20 protein-coding genes are annotated in these 18,568 nt (G+C 34.7%); 7 read left to right on the forward strand and 13 right to left on the reverse strand.

Annotated elements, in window-relative coordinates; all coding sequences use genetic code 11:
- Positions 1 to 192: 192 nt before the first annotated feature.
- The gene (locus ACE1OF_RS08780; RefSeq protein WP_448893933.1) at positions 193 to 852 is read right to left on the reverse strand and encodes a Crp/Fnr family transcriptional regulator; all 660 of its coding nucleotides are present in this window, start codon (positions 850 to 852) and stop codon (positions 193 to 195) included.
- A 227-nt stretch (positions 853 to 1,079) separates the two neighbouring features.
- Between ACE1OF_RS08780 and ACE1OF_RS08785 the strand changes: the two genes are divergently transcribed.
- A complete protein-coding gene (locus ACE1OF_RS08785; RefSeq protein ID WP_448893934.1) occupies positions 1,080 to 1,571 on the forward strand; it encodes a hypothetical protein in 492 nt (163 codons plus the stop codon).
- A gap of 84 nt (positions 1,572 to 1,655) precedes the next feature.
- On the opposite strand, the gene ACE1OF_RS08790 is transcribed toward ACE1OF_RS08785, so the two are convergent.
- The gene (locus tag ACE1OF_RS08790; protein WP_448893935.1) at positions 1,656 to 3,302 is read right to left on the reverse strand and encodes a LysM peptidoglycan-binding domain-containing protein; all 1,647 of its coding nucleotides are present in this window, start codon (positions 3,300 to 3,302) and stop codon (positions 1,656 to 1,658) included.
- 102 nt (positions 3,303 to 3,404) lie between these two features.
- Entirely contained in the window at positions 3,405 to 4,247 is an 843-nt protein-coding gene (gene gloB, locus ACE1OF_RS08795; protein WP_448893936.1) for a hydroxyacylglutathione hydrolase, read from the reverse strand.
- Positions 4,248 to 4,334: 87 nt separating this feature from the next.
- Here gloB and ACE1OF_RS08800 point away from each other — a divergent pair, with 87 nt between their 5' ends.
- The 5 genes from ACE1OF_RS08800 to ACE1OF_RS08820 all read left to right on the forward strand — a co-directional run bounded on the left by ACE1OF_RS08800 (position 4,335) and on the right by ACE1OF_RS08820 (position 8,334).
- Entirely contained in the window at positions 4,335 to 5,123 is a 789-nt protein-coding gene (locus ACE1OF_RS08800; RefSeq protein WP_448893937.1) for a class I SAM-dependent methyltransferase, read from the forward strand.
- Positions 5,124 to 5,158: 35 nt separating this feature from the next.
- A complete protein-coding gene (locus ACE1OF_RS08805; protein WP_448893938.1) occupies positions 5,159 to 5,917 on the forward strand; it encodes a Nif3-like dinuclear metal center hexameric protein in 759 nt (252 codons plus the stop codon).
- A gap of 169 nt (positions 5,918 to 6,086) precedes the next feature.
- Positions 6,087 to 6,752, forward strand: coding sequence for a hexitol phosphatase HxpB (hxpB, locus tag ACE1OF_RS08810; protein WP_448893939.1), 666 nt, complete (start codon positions 6,087 to 6,089; stop codon positions 6,750 to 6,752).
- A 450-nt stretch (positions 6,753 to 7,202) separates the two neighbouring features.
- Positions 7,203 to 7,859: a LysE family translocator gene (locus ACE1OF_RS08815; RefSeq protein ID WP_448893940.1), complete on the forward strand. Its 657-nt coding sequence runs from the start codon at positions 7,203 to 7,205 to the stop codon at positions 7,857 to 7,859.
- 31 nt (positions 7,860 to 7,890) lie between these two features.
- Positions 7,891 to 8,334: a hypothetical protein gene (locus tag ACE1OF_RS08820; RefSeq protein WP_448893941.1), complete on the forward strand. Its 444-nt coding sequence runs from the start codon at positions 7,891 to 7,893 to the stop codon at positions 8,332 to 8,334.
- 25 nt (positions 8,335 to 8,359) lie between these two features.
- Here ACE1OF_RS08820 and ACE1OF_RS08825 read toward each other — a convergent pair whose 3' ends face one another.
- From ACE1OF_RS08825 to pip, 7 genes are all read right to left on the reverse strand, one after another.
- A complete protein-coding gene (locus tag ACE1OF_RS08825) occupies positions 8,360 to 9,817 on the reverse strand; it encodes an insulinase family protein (protein WP_448893942.1) in 1,458 nt (485 codons plus the stop codon).
- A 34-nt stretch (positions 9,818 to 9,851) separates the two neighbouring features.
- A complete protein-coding gene (gene pqqE, locus ACE1OF_RS08830; protein ID WP_448893943.1) occupies positions 9,852 to 11,030 on the reverse strand; it encodes a pyrroloquinoline quinone biosynthesis protein PqqE in 1,179 nt (392 codons plus the stop codon).
- Complete coding sequence (gene pqqD, locus ACE1OF_RS08835) at positions 11,023 to 11,316, reverse strand: pyrroloquinoline quinone biosynthesis peptide chaperone PqqD (protein WP_448893944.1); 294 nt, start codon at positions 11,314 to 11,316, stop codon at positions 11,023 to 11,025. The genes pqqE and pqqD overlap by 8 nt, the downstream gene beginning before the upstream one ends.
- Complete coding sequence (gene pqqC / locus ACE1OF_RS08840) at positions 11,316 to 12,089, reverse strand: pyrroloquinoline-quinone synthase PqqC (RefSeq protein ID WP_448894003.1); 774 nt, start codon at positions 12,087 to 12,089, stop codon at positions 11,316 to 11,318. Before pqqC ends, pqqD begins: the two co-directional genes overlap by 1 nt.
- 17 nt (positions 12,090 to 12,106) lie before the next feature.
- Positions 12,107 to 13,024, reverse strand: coding sequence for a pyrroloquinoline quinone biosynthesis protein PqqB (gene pqqB, locus ACE1OF_RS08845; RefSeq protein ID WP_448893945.1), 918 nt, complete (start codon positions 13,022 to 13,024; stop codon positions 12,107 to 12,109).
- Positions 13,025 to 13,155: 131 nt separating this feature from the next.
- Positions 13,156 to 13,227 carry a pyrroloquinoline quinone precursor peptide PqqA gene (pqqA, locus tag ACE1OF_RS08850; RefSeq protein WP_081154332.1) on the reverse strand — a complete coding sequence of 24 codons (72 nt, stop codon included), beginning with the start codon at positions 13,225 to 13,227 and terminating at the stop codon, positions 13,156 to 13,158.
- 282 nt (positions 13,228 to 13,509) lie between these two features.
- Complete coding sequence (pip, locus tag ACE1OF_RS08855; RefSeq protein ID WP_448893946.1) at positions 13,510 to 14,514, reverse strand: prolyl aminopeptidase; 1,005 nt, start codon at positions 14,512 to 14,514, stop codon at positions 13,510 to 13,512.
- A 424-nt stretch (positions 14,515 to 14,938) separates the two neighbouring features.
- Here pip and ACE1OF_RS08860 point away from each other — a divergent pair, with 424 nt between their 5' ends.
- The gene (locus tag ACE1OF_RS08860; protein WP_448893947.1) at positions 14,939 to 15,475 is read left to right on the forward strand and encodes a peroxiredoxin family protein; all 537 of its coding nucleotides are present in this window, start codon (positions 14,939 to 14,941) and stop codon (positions 15,473 to 15,475) included.
- 19 nt (positions 15,476 to 15,494) lie between these two features.
- On the opposite strand, the gene ACE1OF_RS08865 is transcribed toward ACE1OF_RS08860, so the two are convergent.
- From ACE1OF_RS08865 to ACE1OF_RS08875, 3 genes are all read right to left on the reverse strand, one after another.
- Positions 15,495 to 16,097 carry a DUF938 domain-containing protein gene (locus tag ACE1OF_RS08865; RefSeq protein ID WP_448893948.1) on the reverse strand — a complete coding sequence of 201 codons (603 nt, stop codon included), beginning with the start codon at positions 16,095 to 16,097 and terminating at the stop codon, positions 15,495 to 15,497.
- Between the two features lie 24 nt (positions 16,098 to 16,121).
- Positions 16,122 to 17,231 (reverse strand): GNAT family N-acetyltransferase, encoded by a 1,110-nt coding sequence (locus tag ACE1OF_RS08870; protein WP_448893949.1) that lies wholly within the window; start codon positions 17,229 to 17,231, stop codon positions 16,122 to 16,124.
- A gap of 338 nt (positions 17,232 to 17,569) precedes the next feature.
- Complete coding sequence (locus ACE1OF_RS08875; RefSeq protein ID WP_448893950.1) at positions 17,570 to 18,526, reverse strand: carbohydrate kinase family protein; 957 nt, start codon at positions 18,524 to 18,526, stop codon at positions 17,570 to 17,572.
- Between the last annotated feature and the right edge of the window lie 42 nt (positions 18,527 to 18,568).

Consider the following 18,568-nt stretch of genomic DNA (forward strand, 5'->3'; position numbering starts at 1 on the left):
TTTTACCCCTTGCGGGTGATATAAATCAACCGAATCGATTAGTTAAATTTGTTCTAGGTCAAACTTTACTTTATTAACCATAAAAGTTGTATGGATATTTGGTTGGTAATTGAAGTTTGAATTCAAAGTATAGCTTTGAGAATAAGAGAGCAAATTTTAAAAAATACACTACCTAATAAGATAGACTACTTTTTAATTAACAGCTAGTTTACAAAGCTTTTCTCGTTCAAGTAGATGAATTTTCTTACTTTCTACTTTTATCAATGCTTCTTTTTGAAATTTAGAAAAGACTCGACTTAGGGTTTCTCTTCGTAGCCCTAAAAAGTTAGCAACGTCATTTCGACTGATGGGTAAGTCTATGCAATCGCTCTCGCCAGTATAACTGGCATTTCTTTCGATAATATTTAATAAAAATGATGCAAGTAAACTATCGGCTGACTTTTTACCAATATAGGCTTGAAAGTTTTTTTGTCTGACATAACTTTGTCTACTGAGTAATTCAATAAAGTTTTGTTTAATTTCAGGAATTAATTTACCGCAAGAAGTGACTTGATCTACAGAAACTTTACATACAGAACTTTCACCCACCGCAATAGCTGTGTAATTATATTCTTTTAGATACAAGGCATCTTCACCAACGAGTTCTCCAGGAAAACGTAAACCGATAATATTTTCTTCATCATCATCAGTTTTTTGGCTTAATTTATAAGCACCAGACGTAACAGCGTAAATATCACTAAGTGGTTCGAATTGTTGAAAGAGCGTTTTTTTAACAATTCTTTTATGAAGATAACTATCAGATATATCAATCGATTGATTTACCGTTGTAACCGGCTGGCATATTGTATTCATGGAACAGTCGTCACATTGAACATAATTGGTTTGACTATTTTTTGACTTTGGTAGACTAGGCACAGTTATCACTTCTTTGGTAGCATAGAGAGCATAAATATACACAAGTTAACTCAAAATACACTGTTCAGTTTGTTGATTCAGTTATATTGATGATTGTGTATTCACTCGTATAGTTTAAGGGAGTCAAGTAGTAATAACAATTACTTGCACTTATAAAATTTAAAATGATTAAAGTTTTTATTGTAATATTGTTGTTTTTCAATTTGTTATCATGTGGACCAGTTTCAAAAGCAACTAAGGTAAATAAGGCTGATAAGCTGCTATCCTTTGTTTGTTTAACAAGTCAAAGTGAATGTGAGGTTAATACAAAACACGGTAGATTTACCATTCAATTTTCAGGAGAACCGTCACAAGCGTATATAAAAACTGAATTACCTTTTTATGTAAAATTGAAATTTGATGCAAAGAATGCAAGCGATCAATTGAAAAGTATTTCAAGTTATCTTGAAGGAAAGAATATGTTTATGGGTAAAATACCTGTTTTTTTTGAAAATGAGGCAAAGCAAGAACATAACTTGATGATGGCAGAAAGTTTACTTGCAAGCTGCTCTGAAGAGATAATGACGTGGTTATTCTGGTTTAATATAGAAATACTTGTTGATGGTGTTGTTCAGCAGCAAGACTTTTTAATTGAATTTGACAGTGAACGTTTATAAAGCATAGCGAGTAGTTAGCAACGCACGGTGAAATGTGTTTGTTATTTCACCGTGCGTTAATATATTGTAAATATTGAATGTAGCTTATATATTGTTCATTATGTCGACAGATATTTTTAATTTCTGGCCTGGCTGTAAGTAGTTGTTTCGGCTTAAACTATTCCAGCGTTCAATATCACCAATACTCACGTTGAATTTATTTGCTATGCGGGCAAACGAATCACCACTGCGTACTTTATAGGTAATATTTCGCATAATGGCTTGTTCTATACCTGCGTTTATTCTTGCGGTTTCAGTACGCTTTGTTGATACAGATTGTTTTTGCCAAATCACTAGTTTTTGTCCAAGCTTTAATGTGTCTCGAGGGGCAAATCCATTCCATTTAGCGATATTTCTCCCTGTGACTTTGTAACGTTGACCTATATCCCAAAGGTTATCTCCTGATACAACAGTATGGATTAGTTTAACTCCTTGATATGCTTTTTGTTGTTTTTTAGCAATGCGTTGCTCTTGAGAAAGTATATAACTGTCGAGTGATTTTGCCGCAACAGGAATAAGTAAATGTTTTCCCGCTCTTATTTGGTTGCCTTTAATACCATTTACTTGGCGAATTAAATCAATACCAGTATGAAATTTATTAGCAATATATCCTAAATTATCGCCTTTTCTGATTTTATATCGCTGCCATGCTAAGCGTTCATTTTTATCCAATTTTGCTAGGTTTTTTTCAAAATTTTCTACTTTATGTTTAGGTAAAACTAAGCGATGCGGACCTGCAGGGTCGGTTGACCAACGGTTGAAGCCAGGGTTTAGACGTTGTAGTTCAGTTAATGATAAGCCAGCCAAACTGGCGGCTTTGGCTAAATCAAGTTGGGAGTGAATATCAACTAAGCTTATTACTTCATTATTCGCTATTTCATAAATACTTAAGTTGAATTGCTCTGGACGTTTAATAATATCAGCAAGGGCGAGTAATTTTGGCACATAAGCTCTAGTTTCTCTTGGCAAATCTAACGCCCAAAAATCTGTGTTTTTACCTTGTATTTTGTTCTTTTTAACGGCGCGTTTTACGCGGCCCTCACCTGAATTATATGCAGCAAGTGCAAGTAGCCAATCGCCATCAAAAAACTTGTGCAAATACTTCATATATTTTATTGCACCCTGTGTTGAGGCTATAACATCGCGGCGACCGTCATACCACCAGTTTTGCTTCATGCCAAAACGTGTACCCGTATCAGGCACAAACTGCCACATACCAGACGCTCTGCCATGAGAATAAGCAAAAGGATCAAATGCGCTTTCAACTATAGGTAGTAAAGCTAGCTCAACGGGTACATTATTTTTTTCTAATTCTTCAACAATGTAATATAAAAAAGGTTCGGCACGTTTAGCGACTCTGTCAAGATAGTTAGGGTGTTTTACAAACCAATCACGTTGCACTGTAATTCGTTTGTTTTCGGGCACATCAAAAGTTAGGTTTGCTCGAATTCGTTGCCAAACATCATTATTGTTTTGTGTTGCTGTTTCCTTTGACGACATTGAAAAAGCAACATCATCCACGGGGTGTATCACATTAATATTTTCATCAATGAGTAATGCTTGGTTAATATCTGCAGAAGATGCTAAATATTCTACTTGAGTGTTGTGCTCTTTAACGTCACTATTTTGTGATGTTGAAGTACTTTGACAGCCAGCGAGTAGGATAAAAGCTGGGAATAAAAAATATTTCATGAATTACCAATGATAAATAGTCAGGGTAAATAATCTTAAGGTACGCTTTATTATCATAATGAATGCGCCAAGGATTATACTAAGAACTTTAAGGTTATCATGTTAAAATTGGTCTTTCCAGCGTCTAATCGTGGTAAATGTGTCAAGACTATTAGCTTGTGTACTACTATTAAATGCAACAGCACTGTTTTGTATTGTGGGTAGATGGCTTCTTAAAAAGGGGTTAATCATTTTTTCCACTTTAATAGAGGTAGGAATAGTGGCTTGGTTTGCTTCACGTAGTTTATTCACTTTTTCATTATAATTAATTAAATCTTTATTATTAGGTTCTACAACCAATGCAAAATTTAGGTTGGCTTGGGTGTATTCATGAGCACAATAAACTTTTGTATGTTCAGGTAAGTTTTTTAGTTTGGTTAACGAAGTTAGCATTTGCTTTGCGGTTCCTTCAAAAAGTCGACCGCACCCGCCAGAAAAGAGAGTGTCTCCACAAAACAATAATGGGTTGTTCTCATCATCTTTAAAATAAGCAATATGTCCTAAAGTATGACCAGGCAGATCAATAACCCTGAAAGCTATGCCTAAACTAGGCAAGTTTACGCAATCATTTTCAACTAACTTACTGTCACAATAAGGAATTTTTTCATTTGCTGGCCCATAGATAGTGATTGGCCATTGCTTTTGTTTACAATAAGCTAATAGTTGTTTTATACCACCAGTATGATCTGCATGATGATGAGTAATTAATATTGTGTTAAGTATTTTTTGATGAGTTTCCAAATAGTGAATACATACCTCAGCATCGCCAGGGTCGACTATCGCCACTTGTGTGTTATTCTCAATAGACCAAATATAATTATCAGTAAAAGCGTTTAAGGCCCTAACGTTCAAATCAGTTACATTTTCTGGAGGAACGGTTGCATTGTTTATTTTAATTTCGCTCATCTAAAATTTCCAACTTGCTTCTTGCTTAAGATATAGAGTTAATTATACTGAGTTTATCAGTAATACCAATTGAAATAACTTAGCTATATGAAGCCAGCCTTAGCATTTAGACAACCCAATTACCCTCAATCATGGCAAGACTTACCTAATGGCAATATTATTTTGTCGGCAATTGATGAGGTGTTAAAACCTTGGTGGCAACGATTTTTTGGTTATCACTTACTTAAAATTGGTGCATTAAGTCATGAAATATCGTGTCAATCAAGTCCAATAAAGCACCAAGTAAGTTGTTTTAACCCTTTAATCGCTGACTCTGTAACCGACTATAAAGCTAACATTGTAGGTGAGCTAGATGATTTACCACTGCTTGAACACAGCGTGGATGTTTGTTTATTAAGCCATGTTTTAGAGTTTTCACTTGATCCCCATCACGTGATTCGAGAGGCAAACCGGGCGCTTATCCCCAATGGCTACCTTATTATTACAGGATTTAATCCTTTGTCTTTGGCTGGGCTCAACAGGGTGATACCTTATAGAAAAAAACAAAGCCCATGGAATGAACACTTTTTTTCGCCTATGCGCGTTAAAGATTGGCTGCATTTAATGGGGTTTGAAATTTTGACTGATGAACGTTGTTTACATAGCAGTTTAACAGGTAAAATGAATAAAAAAGGAAGCACAAGTTTTTGGCATAAGTTTGCCAGTAACTATTTAACTAGTTTTGGTTCCGTGTATATTATTATTGCTAAAAAAAGGGTATTACCATTAACCCCGATAAAACCTAAATGGCAAATTAGAGCACGATTTAATCCCGTTAAAGTGCCTACAATGAACGTTCATTCAAGTACTAAAAATAGAAATAAAACGGCTTTGTAAAGTAATCTCTATAAACAATTAAAAAGATTAAAACAATGAATAGAAACAAGCTTGAACAATATTTAAATAATTTATTATCTCCAGCACGAATTAAAGATTACGCCCCGAATGGACTACAAATACAAGGTAAAAATGAAATAACAAAAATAGTGACAGGTGTTACGGCGTCACAAGCATTAATTAATCGAGCGATTGATGAAAAAGCTGATGCATTATTAGTGCACCATGGTTATTTTTGGAAAAACGAGTCTTATGTTATTCGTGGCATGAAACATACACGCATTAAGTCTTTGCTTGAGCATAACATTAACTTATTTGCTTATCATTTACCTCTTGATATTCACCCAATATTAGGTAATAACGCACAATTAGCTAAATTGTTAAATATAGAAATAACAGGGCCACTTGAATTAGGGAATGAATTAAGTGTGGCAATACAAGGTAAACTAGCTAGCCCGAGTTCAGGTGAACAATTGTCACAGATAATTAGTGAAAAACTTAACCGAACTTGTTTACATATTGCCCCTCCGTCTAATAAAAAAATTAAAACGGTTGCTTGGTGTACTGGCGGAGGTCAAGATTATATTGAATTAGCGGCAGAACTTGGTATAGACGCCTTTATTTCAGGTGAAGTGTCTGAAAAAACGACGCATATTGCCCATGAAATGGACATTCATTTCTTTGCAGCAGGTCATCATGCTACCGAACGTTATGGCGTTAAAGCTTTGGGCGAATACATAGCAAAAGAGCAGGGTATTGAGGTTGTGTTTGTGGATATAGATAACCCAGTTTAAAACCTGTTGGCGGATTTTAAGTATGCAATACCTAAAAACTTAGCAAGAAAAATAACAGTCAAAACCTAGTAAAGATAAGTCTCAATGATTAATTCAAGTGACTTTTATTATGGTAAAGCAACAAAAAACTATGTGTCGCATAAATACTAAAGGGGTAAATGGAATCAATATGATGCAAGCCGTAATTTTTGACATGGATGGGACATTGATCAATTCAGAGCCGATGTGGAAAGAAGCTGAAAAACAAGTTTTTTCATCTGTTGGAGTTGAAGTGACTAAAGAACTTTCGTCTAAAACAGCCTCAATGACTACACGAGAAGTAACTGAATTTTGGTATGATCTTTTTCCTTGGTCAGGTAAAAGTTTAGAGCAAGTTGAAAGTGAAGTTGTAGATCATGTTGCAAAACTTATTTCTACCAAAGGTACACCAATGGAAGGAGTTAAGGATGTTTTAGATTTTTTTTATGAAAAAAAATTTAAAATAGGTTTATCAACTAATGCTCCTTCTAGATTAATTCCTATAGTTTTAGAAAAACTTGATATTGCTCATTATTTTCATGCTATTTCTTCTTCGGAGGATGAAATTAATGGAAAGCCTGATCCCGCAGTATATTTATCTACAGCAAAAAAGCTAAAAGTTGAACCTTCAAAGTGCATTGCATTTGAAGATTCTATTTCAGGAGTTATTTCAGCGATTAAAGCAAATATGAAAACGATTGTCGTTCCACCCGCTTTCGAATTTTCCGATAAAAAATATGAAATGTCTTATATTAAACTTAGACGCTTATCAGAATTTTCTGATCTACATTTAGATAAAATAAAAAATACTAGGTAACAGTGTAGGGCAAGAGTATTATAAATTGAACTTTTAAGTAACATTGTGATCAGATCGGGAAACTTATCAGGTTATTTAGAATGGATGTCCGATGATTTCTTTTCGTTTGCTTAAGCACATCTTTGTTCTAAATCGGGTGACCAATAATCACGCGATGACCTCGCTGCATTAGGGCAATACTCCTATTTTTCTTGGCTATCGTTGTTAGTTGTAACCCTCAGTTCGTGTGATACTATAGTGATACGTTTTTCCCGTTAGCAAGTTACTAGATTGAGCTGTTAATTTGGCCACTCGAGTAGAAGTTTTGTTGTATAAGTAATTTAAAAAATAATGAACAATAGGTTTACTCTCTACCGTCATTTATTTTAACTAACAATTTTTATTATCTTAATAGGGTGATAAAGTAGAATTTTTCTATACACTTCAAGTATTTATTAAAAGGTGATTCATATGGACGTAAACTTACTTGGTATTTTTGTTACCGTTGCAATAGCTCATTTTTTTGCTTTGCTAAGCCCCGGGCCTGATTTTGTCCTTGTGGTAAAAAGTGCGATTAAAAACAAAGGTAAAAATGCTATTGGTGTGGCACTAGGTATTGCATCAGCTAATGCGGTGTATATTGGCTTATGTTTAATTGGTGTAGGTTCAATTTTGGCCGCTTCTGTGCCTGTAATGATTGCGTTAAAAATTATCGGTGGATTCTTCTTGATTTATCTTGCTGTACAAGCTTTACGTGCTCGTAAAAGTTCATATGATAATCTAGATATTGTAGAGTCTCAAAATAATATAGTTAGTAAATCGACCTTTTTAAAGGAGTTTATTACAGGATTTATGTCTGGAATATTAAATCCCAAAAATTTACTCTTTTACCTAAGTCTTTTCACGGTAGTACTTACTCCAGAGGTAGGCTTTGCTTTTAAATTAGGCTTGGGAATTTGGATGACCATTATTGTATTCTTATGGGATTTATCAATTATTTTTTTGCTTTCAACTCGAAAAATACGAACTAAATTTACTAAAGCGGCTTATTATATTGATAAGGTTACGGGGGCAATATTAGGACTTATTGGTTTTGCCATAGTAAAATCAGCATTGGTAAAACAGTAAAAATCAACATATAAACAAGGATGTAATTTCAATGAAGTATTTAATATTATTATCAATTTTAGTTTTATCTGCATGTACAGCAGTACCAAAACTAGCTTCAAGTTCAGTATCAACTGATGTTATGCAATTAATTGAACAAACAGAAGAAAATGCGCCTAGAGGTGTAAAGGGGACCTTTCAATTTTCAATAAAAGCCGCAGCTATAGAGAAGGGGATTGTTTATTTAAACACTGAGTTAGATTACAGAGATAGAAGAAGTATTACGGTAGCACTTCACCCTAAAACTATTACAGCATTTAGAAAAAAGTATGGTGCCTCACCTGAAGTATTCTTCATTAATAAAAATATTGAAGTTATTGGGGAAGCTAAACAAGTTAAAATTTGGTTTTTGTCTAATGGTAAGAAAACTGATAAGTATTATTTTCAAACTCATATTAGAGTTAATTCAACAAAACAAATTAAAGTGTTGAATTGAACATTCCCAACAAATCTGTCTATGGCTATTTTAAGTTTTTATTGATTAGGGTTTGTAAGTAAACAGATATATCGGAAACAGTTATATTCATTACGTGGCTATTATTAACTTGGTAAGCTTGGCGGTATTTAATTTTAGCTAGTGCTAAACTCATGCTAATAAAACTATCATCTTGGCTTAATCTTAATAAACAATGAGGAAGTGCTTTTAGCTGGTAATTAGGATCCACATTAAAAGCACTATATATAACGAAATAAGACGATTTTTCAATTGTTAATGCTTGAGTTGCATAGCAAAGACCTTGACAGCGAGGTGCTAAGAAATATGGGGATGCACTAATAATGTAGCTAGTAATATTAGCGATTACTTCATCAGTAGCCTTTATATTTGTTAGCCATAACGCATTACGCTGGTCAGTTGCATACCCATGACTAATATTATTAGATATATTACTAGTTAAGGATGCCTTAGCTTGTTGACATAATGTGGTAAATAAGTTGGGAAGTGATGGTGGCTCTGTTGATATTTTGAGATAAAGCGTATTTGTATCTATGTTCTTCGCTAGCTTTGTAGACAAGTTTATTAAAGCAGGAATTAAATCACGTTGAGTATTTACTAGTAAACTCTCTTTGTTGGTAGTTAATTGTTTTTTAATATGCTTAATTTTTTTACAGTAAGGGTTTTCTAACCAAAAATAATAAACACGAATAAGTTTGTTGATTGCTGAAGAATACTTCTTTTGATGGGGGTCATTATTTTCACTTTCTTGAATCCTCCTGGACGTATGATTTTTTGCGTTATTTGGTTCTCTATTTAGTGACTGTTTTTTTTGTGTCTCTATTTCTATTTTCACCTGTGTAGGTAGTTCAGTTTGCTTGGGTAATAAGTCAATTAAGTGTGCTATTTGTTCAACATTAGCATTGGCGGTTACTAATATGATATTACTTGCTCGATAATAATGTTGATGAAAAGCTATTAAGTCGTTAAGTGATAATTTACCAATTGATGTGCTAATACCACCGTAACTAAATTGATTAGCATCACTTTTGTGTGTACTCTGATTTTTTTCATTATTCGCTTGTTCTTTACCAATTAATTCTTGATAAATAACACCTTTATTATCCCCGTCGTGAATTTCACAACGTAAATCTTCAGTATCAAAAATAGGATCAAATAAGCCATTAAGTAAGTAATTAACAGCCAGCATAAACGTATGATAACATTGACTTTGACAATGAAAATAAGTTTTATTAGCAAATGTTGATGCATTAATTTTAGCGTCTGTGAGTGATGTTAGTTGAAATAAAGTTTCTGGTTGTGGAAAAGCAGTGCTGCGACGAAAAACCATATGTTCAACGCCATGAGCGACACCACTGTTATCAAATATAGGTGTGTTAACCACAAAAAGGGCACTAAAACCTCCATCATCAACAAGATTAATGTGTTTTAAACCATTTTCATGGCAATAAATATTTTCTGTCATTTGCTCTGTGTTATCAATGCTGAAGCCGACATTATTATACTTTTATACGTGCGATATTTAACTGTGTATTTTTAGCATGCTGTATCGCTTTTTGATTAACTCGCTTAATTATTGGTTTTGAGGGTTGAATTGCACTTTCAATAGCTTGCTGAATTAAATGGTGATCTTCAGATTTGCTGCAAACAGGATCCGTTTTATGCATGTCGCCAGTCATCATAAAGGCCTGACAGCGACAACCACCAAAATCTTTTTCTTTTTCATCACAACTTTTACACGGTTGTGGCATCCAATGATCACCGCGAAAATAATCAAAAGAAAAATCTTGTTGCCATATATTGGCAATAGATTTGTCTTTCACATTGGGGAAAGTCAGTGGTAACATCTTTGCGCTATGACAAGGTAAAGCCGAGCCATCTGGTGTTACCGTTAAAAAGGTTGATCCCCAGCCATTCATACACGCTTTGGGGCGGGTTTCAAAATAATCTGGTGTAACAAAAATAAAATTCGGTCCTTTGCCTTGTTGTTGCTCTCTAAATTCATTAACAAGGCGCTCCGCCTCAACTAACTGTTCTCGTGACGGCAATAAATGATCACGATTTTCATAGGCCCAACCATAATATTGTGCGGTTGCTAACTCAACATAATCGGCTTCTAGCTCACAACTTAGGCGCATAATATCTGTAATTTGTTCAAGGTTTTGTTTGGACAAAACAAAGTTAAGTACCATAGGATAACCTTGCGCTTTAACTGATTTAGCCATATTATATTTTTGTTGGTACGCATCCCCTCTACCTGCAATGGCATCATTTAATTCAGGATCAGCGCCCTGAAAGCTTATTTGAATATGATCTAATCCCGCTTTTTTTAATTTACCTAAACGCTTTTCGGTGAGACCAATGCCCGAGGTTATTAAGTTAGTATAAAAACCGAGCTCTCTGGAGTATTTCACCAGTTCTTCTAAATCTTTACGTAACAAAGGCTCTCCACCAGAAAAACCTAGCTGTACTGCCCCTAACTCTCTTGCTTGACTAAATACTTTGTACCACTGTTGTGTCGTTAACTCATGTTTTGTTTCAGTTAATTGTAGCGGGTTTGAACAATAAGGGCAGTGTAACGGACAGTCGTAAGTTAATTCTGCGAGTAACCAAAGCGGTGGCCCAACAATAGCGGGTGGATTTTGTTTTTTTTTGTCGATCACTGATGGATTAGTCATGATAAATCCACTTTTTTTCAATAGCGTTAGCGATAAATTCATTTACATCTGGCGCCAAATCAGCAGCGTCAGGAAATTTACTATGCAGTGTGTCAATAATTTTTTGTACGCTTTGTTTACCATCAATAAGTTGCATAATTTCACCTGCACCACCATTGAGTTTAACCATACCTTCTGGAAATAATAATACAAAGCAATCTTGCGCTTTTTCCCATTGAAAGCGAAACAAAGGGTTAAGTGAGGGTATCATTGTGGGGCTAATTTTTTTTGAAGTTATTGCTGTCATCACTTGAATACTCCTTTATGGTAAATAGGATTATTAACAACGCTTTGACCTAATATCGTCTGATAAGGAGCTCTACCTTGTTGATAAGCTAGGGTCATTGAATCTAACATGCTCCATAAAATATCTAGCTTAAACTGCAAAATATTTAACGCTTCTTCTTGTGCTTGCTGGCTAGTAAAATGATTTAATGTTATTTCTAAACCATGATTTACATCACGACGCGCTTGAGACAAACGCATTTGAAAGTAACTCAATCCTTCAGGCTTTATCCACGGATAATTTTGTGGCCAACTATCAAGACGACTTTGGTGTATTTCAGGTGCAAACATTTCGGTTAACGATGAACAAGCTGCTTGCTGCCAGTTAGCTCTGCGAGCAAAGTTAACATAAGCGTCTACCGCAAAACGGACACCAGGAAGTACAAACTTTTCATCTAATAAATCTTGTCTATCTAAACCGACCGCTTCACCTAAACGTAACCAAGCTTCAATACCACCTAATGTTTCATCACCAACACAACCATCGTGATCTAAAATACGTTGAACCCATAAACGCCTAGTCTCCATATCACGACAATTAGCCATTATGGCAGCGTCTTTAATTGGTATATTCAGTTGGTAATAAAAGCGATTTGCAACCCAACCTTGAATTTCTTCTTTACTACATTCACCTTGATGCATTGCAATGTGGAAAGGGTGATGGATATGGTATAGCTGACCTTTGTCTTTAAGTTTTTGTTCAAACTGTTCTCTAGTCCAAGCTTGCATAAAAATGCATCCTATAATTGATATTAAATTGTTATTTCCATGCCATCGGTGGCAATCTCTACACCATTGTCTAAAACAAATTGATGTTGAGGAGACTCTTCATTTAAAATAGGGTTAGTGTTATTGATGTGTATGAGAATTTTTCTATCAATCGTAAATTTATTCAATAGCGCGACTGTACCATAGTCACCATTGACTGGCATATGCCCCATTTCTGAGCCTAATTTAGTGCCAACACCTTGAGTAATCATTTCATCGTCTAACCATAAGGTACCGTCAATAAGTACACAACTTGCTTCAGATAATATGCGTTCTACTTCTAGCGTGCTTTCAACAATGCCTGGTAAATAAAATAAATACTTACCCGTACTTTTATCTATTATTTTTAAACCGATATTATTACCTGCGACTACTTTATCGCGATAACGTGAATAGGGAGGGGCATTAGATTCAATAATAACAGGGACAAATCCGATACCATCAACTCCCTTCACGCTAAATTCTTGTCGTTGTTCGGTATCAATTTTGTTAAAGTTCAGTCCGCCGTGCCAGTGTTCTAGCAAATTGAATAAGGGAAAAACCGTTGATAAATCTTCATAGACAACGTCACTGCAATACACATCAAGCGGCAGTCCTTCACGTAGGGTTAATAGCCCTGTGGTGTGATCTATCTGGCTGTCAGTTAAAATTGCCGCACGAATATTAGTACCGCGACTCTCTTGCTCGGGCCAAAGTTGTGCCGATTTATTTATTTGTTCACGAATATCGGGAGAGGCATTGATTAATACCCAGTCTTTTCCATTTGAGCTAACGGCAATAGATGATTGAGTACGTGCTGTTGCTTTAATAGTACCGTCACGTAAACCTTTACAGTTTGCACAGTGACAATTCCATTGAGGAAATCCACCACCTGCAGCTGAGCCTAGAACTAAAATCTTCATATGTGCCTCGAGATCAAGACAAAGGGAAAGTAGGAAATTAATGAGCTGTAACTAATTACCTCAGTATTTAAAAATTTGTAATAACTGAGGTAATTTATTCTTATTAATTTATTCTGATTTTTTTTCAAAAATTAACGATTACTGATGTATAACGTTACTTCAAATCCTAAACGCATTTCTTCAAAGTTTGGTTTGATCCACATAAGGTATTCCTCGCTGATTAATAGTAGTGATTCTAGTATTACTTATTTTTTAACAAGTACCCTTTTACTATATTTAAATCTTATTTATTAAACATTATACTTTAGGTGGAAATAGAGGGGTCTTCAGGCCCCCTTAGCAATAAGACTATTAGGGAAACTCAATTTTTAGGTATTTAGAGGCTACTTATTAAATGATGCGGCGAGCACTAGAAAAACACTGATTACTAAAAATATCTCCTGTAAATAATATAACTTATTGATATGGCTGTTTAATATTGTTTACTAACGTTTTGCAAAAGCGTTTGTTGCCTTTATTAACGCATCAGTAATTTTAGGTTCATCGGCAACATGTCCGGCCATCTCAATAATTAATAATTGGGCTTCAGGCCAATGTTTTTTTAATTGCCATGCTTGTTCAAGAGGACACACCATATCGTAGCGACCATGAATGATTGTTGTTGGTATATGTCGAATATTATAGATACACTCAAGCAGAGGTGTTGTTGCTATAAAGCATTCATTCATTGAATAATGGAGCTGAATAATAGCAGGGATTTTGTCTTGTACCGTTGTTGCTAACTGTTTCACATTGGTTTGCGCTAAGTTAAACTCTTCTATGCTAACTAGCTCCTGCCAATAGATAAGACTTGCTTCCCAGTATTGTAATTTATTAAATATAGTGTTTGATAACTTAGTATCACCACTAGTAAGTTGTTGATAGACTTCAGCTAGGGGCTGAGCTTGTTGTAAACAAGGTAAATCGGCAACTAGGTGACTCCAAGCTTCAGGAAAAATTTTTGCTGCGCCATTTTCGCTATAAACCCAATCAATATCTTGTTTACGGGCAAGAAATACTCCACGTAATAATAAGCCAGATACCTGCTCAGGAAATTGATGTGCATAACATAAAGCTAATGTTGCCCCCCAAGACCCTCCAAAGACTAACCACTTGTCAATACCAATATGTTGTCGTATTAACTCCATATCGTCAATAATGTGTGCGGTTGTATTTTGCGCTAAAGAGCCATAAGGACGAGAACGTCCGCAGCCTCGTTGATCAAATAAAATGATATGATACAGCGCAGGATCAAAATAACACCGGTGCTTTGGTTGACAACCTGAACCAGGACCACCATGCAAAAACACCACAGGAATTCCTAAGGGATTTCCACATTGTTCAATGTAAATTTGATGTTTTCCCGCAGGTTCTTCACTTGCAGTGGCATCATTCGTCACGTTTAAATGATAATGATTAAAAGGCTCTATGGCTGGATAGAGTGATAACATTTATTTATACCTACTATTAGCTATTTATCTTTGTTAATTAAACTTTGAGATAAAAGGTTTTATAAAATTAAAAAGGTATCTTGTACAAAGATAAATTGCATATACGTCAACTATTTTGATTTATCTTGAGCCATGAATTGAACTAATTTTAATAAATTTTAGCACAAAGGTTGGTATGTATTTCTGTAACCCAAGCAGTACATGATAATCAAAGTCCTTAAAGAGAGACATACCCATGGCTAGTGTATTTTAATCCTAGATTATAACAGGGTTAAGCGATATTTATCGTTTAGCTCTACCATTTTTACCTTCTCACTAGTTTTATGTCTATAGTACTTATTTGCGTTGTTTTAGGTAAATTGGTTCAAATAATGTATATTGAATCAAGACAATAAATATTTTTAGTTATTTAAAGGTAACTCAAATGAAAAAAATGACTACATTGGCATGTACTCTATTTGCAGTATTTAGCTGTTTTAGTGTATTGGCAACAGATTTGAAAATAGGTGAGCAAGCGCCAAACTTTAATTTACAAGCTACCACAGGCGATTATTATCAATTAAGCGATTACAAAGGTAAGCAAGTAGTTATTTTAGCTTGGTATCCTATGGCTAATACCCGTGGTTGCACATTTGAGTGTAAATCACTGGTAGAGAAAGGACACTTGATCAGAAAGTATAATGCAAGCTATTTTATGGCCAGTGTTGACCCCCTTGATGACAACCGAGATTTTGCCAAAAAAACAGGCGCAGATTTTCCGATGCTTAGTGATCCCACCAAAGAAACAGCGAAAGCATACGATGTGTTGAACTTTATGGGTGTTGCAAGCCGAGTGACTTTTTATATTTCAAAAGAAGGGAAAATATTGAAAATAGATGATGACATTAACCCGAAAACGGCAGCTGAAGATATTGCTAATAATTTAAAAGCGTTGAATGCTGAATTAGCACTAGCAAAATAGATCAGCAGAATATTTATACTTATTTTTTTGTAAATACCAGAAGACGGTTATTGGCTGGCATAGCGTAATCGTCAACTAAATAAAGCCTAGCGTCGTTGGCGAGTGATATAATGTCTTCGATATTACGAATCCCACTGTTTACATCTCTTTCTTTAAGCCACACATCAAAATTAGCATTGCTTTCGCTAGTAAATTTTCCATGATAGTTAAACGGGCCATATATACAAATTGTTGCCGATGAGGGTAAATTATCTTTTATCGCTTGAAAAAATTTAATCACTAATGGCCAGCTAATAATATGCAGCGTATTGGCTGTGTATAAACCATCAAGGGGCAAATTCTTTTGAGAAATATGCCATGGTTTATTTAAATCAATAACAATAGGCCTGAGTACATTAGGGCAGTTTGCTTCATCTAACCATAAGTTAATACCTTGATGGTTTTCTAATAAATCACTGGTTTGCCATATTAGGTTTGGTAGGTGCTGACCAAAATAACTGGCGTGCTGGCCAGTGCCTGACCCTATTTCCAATACCTGTTTTTTGTTAGCAAAAATGTTGGCTAAATAGCTTAAAATTGGACGTTTATTATTTTCACATGCTTGCGAGAAAGGTTTATTCATTTTTTTTTCTTATGGTGATAGGCGTTACTTTTTGAAAGGTAATAACTGCTGACATTGTTGTTGATACGTTAACATATGCATTTGCTCTTGTTGACAAAAATTTTTAATCGCTTCTTTAAAATCAGGGTGTTTGATCCAATGATATGAATGTGTTAAAACGGGTTCGAAGCCTCGTTTTATTTTATGTTCACCTTGAGTGCCGGGATTAAATGTACTTATCTTATTGTTAATACAGAACTCTATGCCTTGATAATAGCAAAGCTCGAAGTGTAAATTGCTATACGCTTTAGTGCAGCCCCAGTAACGACCATAAAGGTGAGAGCTGTTGTACAAAAACAAAGCACAGGCAACATCTTCTTGTTCATCACTGGCAATGATTAATAAAATATTTTCTGACATGGTATTAAAAATTTGTTTAAAAAAATCAAAGTTCAAATGGGGTTGATGACCTCGTTTTAAATAAGTAAGTTGGTAGGTTAAATAAAAAAAATCTATGTCTTTAAGAGTTACTTCATCTCCTTTTAATTGGCGAATTTTTATTCCTTGTTGGCTGATTGATAGTCTTTCTTTTCGGGTGTTTTTCCGTTTACGTGAGGTAAAAGTGTCAAGAAAATCGTTGAATGATTGGTAACCACGATTAAACCAGTGAAATTGTACTGTATTGCGCTGGTAAACATCGTTAGGTAAAGCCGCTTTGACTTCATTGCAGTACAAAATATGCCAGCTATTAATATCTTTTTGTTGGCAATGTTTAATTAAGTGGGAAAATAAATCATCAATATGCAGTGTTGAAGAAAACACTTTATCGCTACTAACTGGTGTAAACGGAATAGTCGCCACTAGTTTAGGATAGTAATTAATATTATAGCGCTGAAAAGCATCGGCCCAATCCCAATCAAAGACATACTCGCCCCAAGAATGATTTTTTAAATACAACGGCATAAATGCGATTATTTCTTCATTAACTGATGCTACTAAATGATGCGGTTCCCATCCTTGCTGAATACTCACAGACTGACTTGCTTCAAGGGCGCTAAAAAAATCATAAAGAAGGAAAGGGCAAGTTGATTGGTTTAAGTTGTGCCATTGCGCAACAGGTATCTGCTCAATACTATGTAAATAATCAATTTTCATGTGGGCATTCAATCGTTATTTTCCCGATATAATGATGGTTTAACAATCATTATATCGTAAGTTATACCATTAGTTTCATTAATTAGGTGACCTACTTTATACGTAGGAAAAACAGCCAAATACAAGGTGCTTATTTTAATAACTAGTTGTTCTACTTATTAAATAAATAACGCAGTAGTTGGTTGTTTTAACCAGTAGAAATGATCACATAGTTAGTGAGATTGGTATTATCTACTTTATTTAAAGAGATCAATAAAATAAACGCATTGTGCAATTTGCACAATGCTGAAGTTGAATAAGTACATATATTGTATTTTTTAATAATTTTTTAACGTGAATTACAAGTCAGTTATGTAAGGTAGTGCTGTAAAGGCTCCTTTTTTCTGACAAGTAAAAGCACCGCATTTAGCCCCAAATAAAACAGCCGTAGTTACATGGTGAGGTTGTTCAATAGCATCAAATAATGTTGCTGGCTGTATATTATCATTAATTGATTGAGTTAATGAAAACAGAAAGCCTGAAATGAAACTATCGCCTGCGCCTGTTGTATCAAGTGCTGATACTTTAGGAACATTAAGCTTTTCGGAAAAGTGGGTGCTGGTTACGTTAACTGCATTTTCTCCATCTGTAATAATGATGAGCTTGGCTCCTAGTGATAATAAATAATTTACATAATCTTCAATAGTTACTTTTTTAATATTAGCTAAATATTTAGCTTCATCTTTACTTAACTTTACTACATCACTTTTTTGTATGCAGGCTTCAACATACTCAGGTAGTAATGCTAAGTTATGCCAGAGTTGTTGGCGTAAATTAACATCAAAACTGACTAAAGCATTGTTACTTTTTGCATTTTGTATGGCGTAGAGTGTATCAAGATACATTGATTCATTTGTGAGTGTGTTTGAACAATAATGAAAAATACCAACATTTTGCCAATCGATGTTATCTATTTGTGTTTTTCCGTAATAGGTGTCAGCTGTATTATGGCGATAAAAGTTGAATGTTCGCTCACCATATTGGTCTAAGCTGACTAGCACTAACGCAGTATTAGCATCAGGTATTCTTTTGACAAAAGTAGTATTAACCCCTTCATGTTCTAGTTGTTGTATTAGCATATTACCAAAATTATCTTTGCTAATTCCCCCTGCAAAATAGCCTATTCCACCTAATTTTGCATAGGCAACTGCAACATTTGCAGGCGCACCTCCTGCTAATGGAATGTAACTAGGATTGTTATTAGTTGTTGGTAAAAAATCTACCAACACTTCACCATAACTGAGTAAAGAAATCATAAATATACCTTTTAAAAAAAGCCCATATAAAATGGGCTTGTT

The sequence above is a fragment of the Colwellia sp. E150_009 genome (genome assembly GCF_053543955.1).

Excerpts from the sequence above, each read along its gene's own strand:
- ACE1OF_RS08860 (WP_448893947.1), top strand. The coding sequence starts at position 14,939 with ATGAAAAAAATGACTACATTGGCATGTACTCTATTTGCAGTATTTAGC.
- ACE1OF_RS08865 (WP_448893948.1), bottom strand. The coding sequence starts at position 16,097 with ATGAATAAACCTTTCTCGCAAGCATGTGAAAATAATAAACGTCCAATT.
- pqqB (WP_448893945.1), bottom strand. The coding sequence starts at position 13,024 with ATGAAGATTTTAGTTCTAGGCTCAGCTGCAGGTGGTGGATTTCCTCAA.
- ACE1OF_RS08825 (WP_448893942.1), bottom strand. The coding sequence starts at position 9,817 with ATGACAGAAAATATTTATTGCCATGAAAATGGTTTAAAACACATTAAT.
- ACE1OF_RS08780 (WP_448893933.1), bottom strand. The coding sequence starts at position 852 with ATGAATACAATATGCCAGCCGGTTACAACGGTAAATCAATCGATTGAT.
- pqqD (WP_448893944.1), bottom strand. The coding sequence starts at position 11,316 with ATGACAGCAATAACTTCAAAAAAAATTAGCCCCACAATGATACCCTCA.
- gloB (WP_448893936.1), bottom strand. The coding sequence starts at position 4,247 with ATGAGCGAAATTAAAATAAACAATGCAACCGTTCCTCCAGAAAATGTA.
- ACE1OF_RS08800 (WP_448893937.1), top strand. The coding sequence starts at position 4,335 with ATGAAGCCAGCCTTAGCATTTAGACAACCCAATTACCCTCAATCATGG.
- ACE1OF_RS08790 (WP_448893935.1), bottom strand. The coding sequence starts at position 3,302 with ATGAAATATTTTTTATTCCCAGCTTTTATCCTACTCGCTGGCTGTCAA.
- ACE1OF_RS08805 (WP_448893938.1), top strand. The coding sequence starts at position 5,159 with ATGAATAGAAACAAGCTTGAACAATATTTAAATAATTTATTATCTCCA.
- hxpB (WP_448893939.1), top strand. The coding sequence starts at position 6,087 with ATGATGCAAGCCGTAATTTTTGACATGGATGGGACATTGATCAATTCA.
- ACE1OF_RS08785 (WP_448893934.1), top strand. The coding sequence starts at position 1,080 with ATGATTAAAGTTTTTATTGTAATATTGTTGTTTTTCAATTTGTTATCA.
- ACE1OF_RS08870 (WP_448893949.1), bottom strand. The coding sequence starts at position 17,231 with ATGAAAATTGATTATTTACATAGTATTGAGCAGATACCTGTTGCGCAA.
- pip (WP_448893946.1), bottom strand. The coding sequence starts at position 14,514 with ATGTTATCACTCTATCCAGCCATAGAGCCTTTTAATCATTATCATTTA.
- ACE1OF_RS08875 (WP_448893950.1), bottom strand. The coding sequence starts at position 18,526 with ATGATTTCTTTACTCAGTTATGGTGAAGTGTTGGTAGATTTTTTACCA.
- pqqE (WP_448893943.1), bottom strand. The coding sequence starts at position 11,030 with ATGACTAATCCATCAGTGATCGACAAAAAAAAACAAAATCCACCCGCT.
- ACE1OF_RS08820 (WP_448893941.1), top strand. The coding sequence starts at position 7,891 with ATGAAGTATTTAATATTATTATCAATTTTAGTTTTATCTGCATGTACA.
- ACE1OF_RS08815 (WP_448893940.1), top strand. The coding sequence starts at position 7,203 with ATGGACGTAAACTTACTTGGTATTTTTGTTACCGTTGCAATAGCTCAT.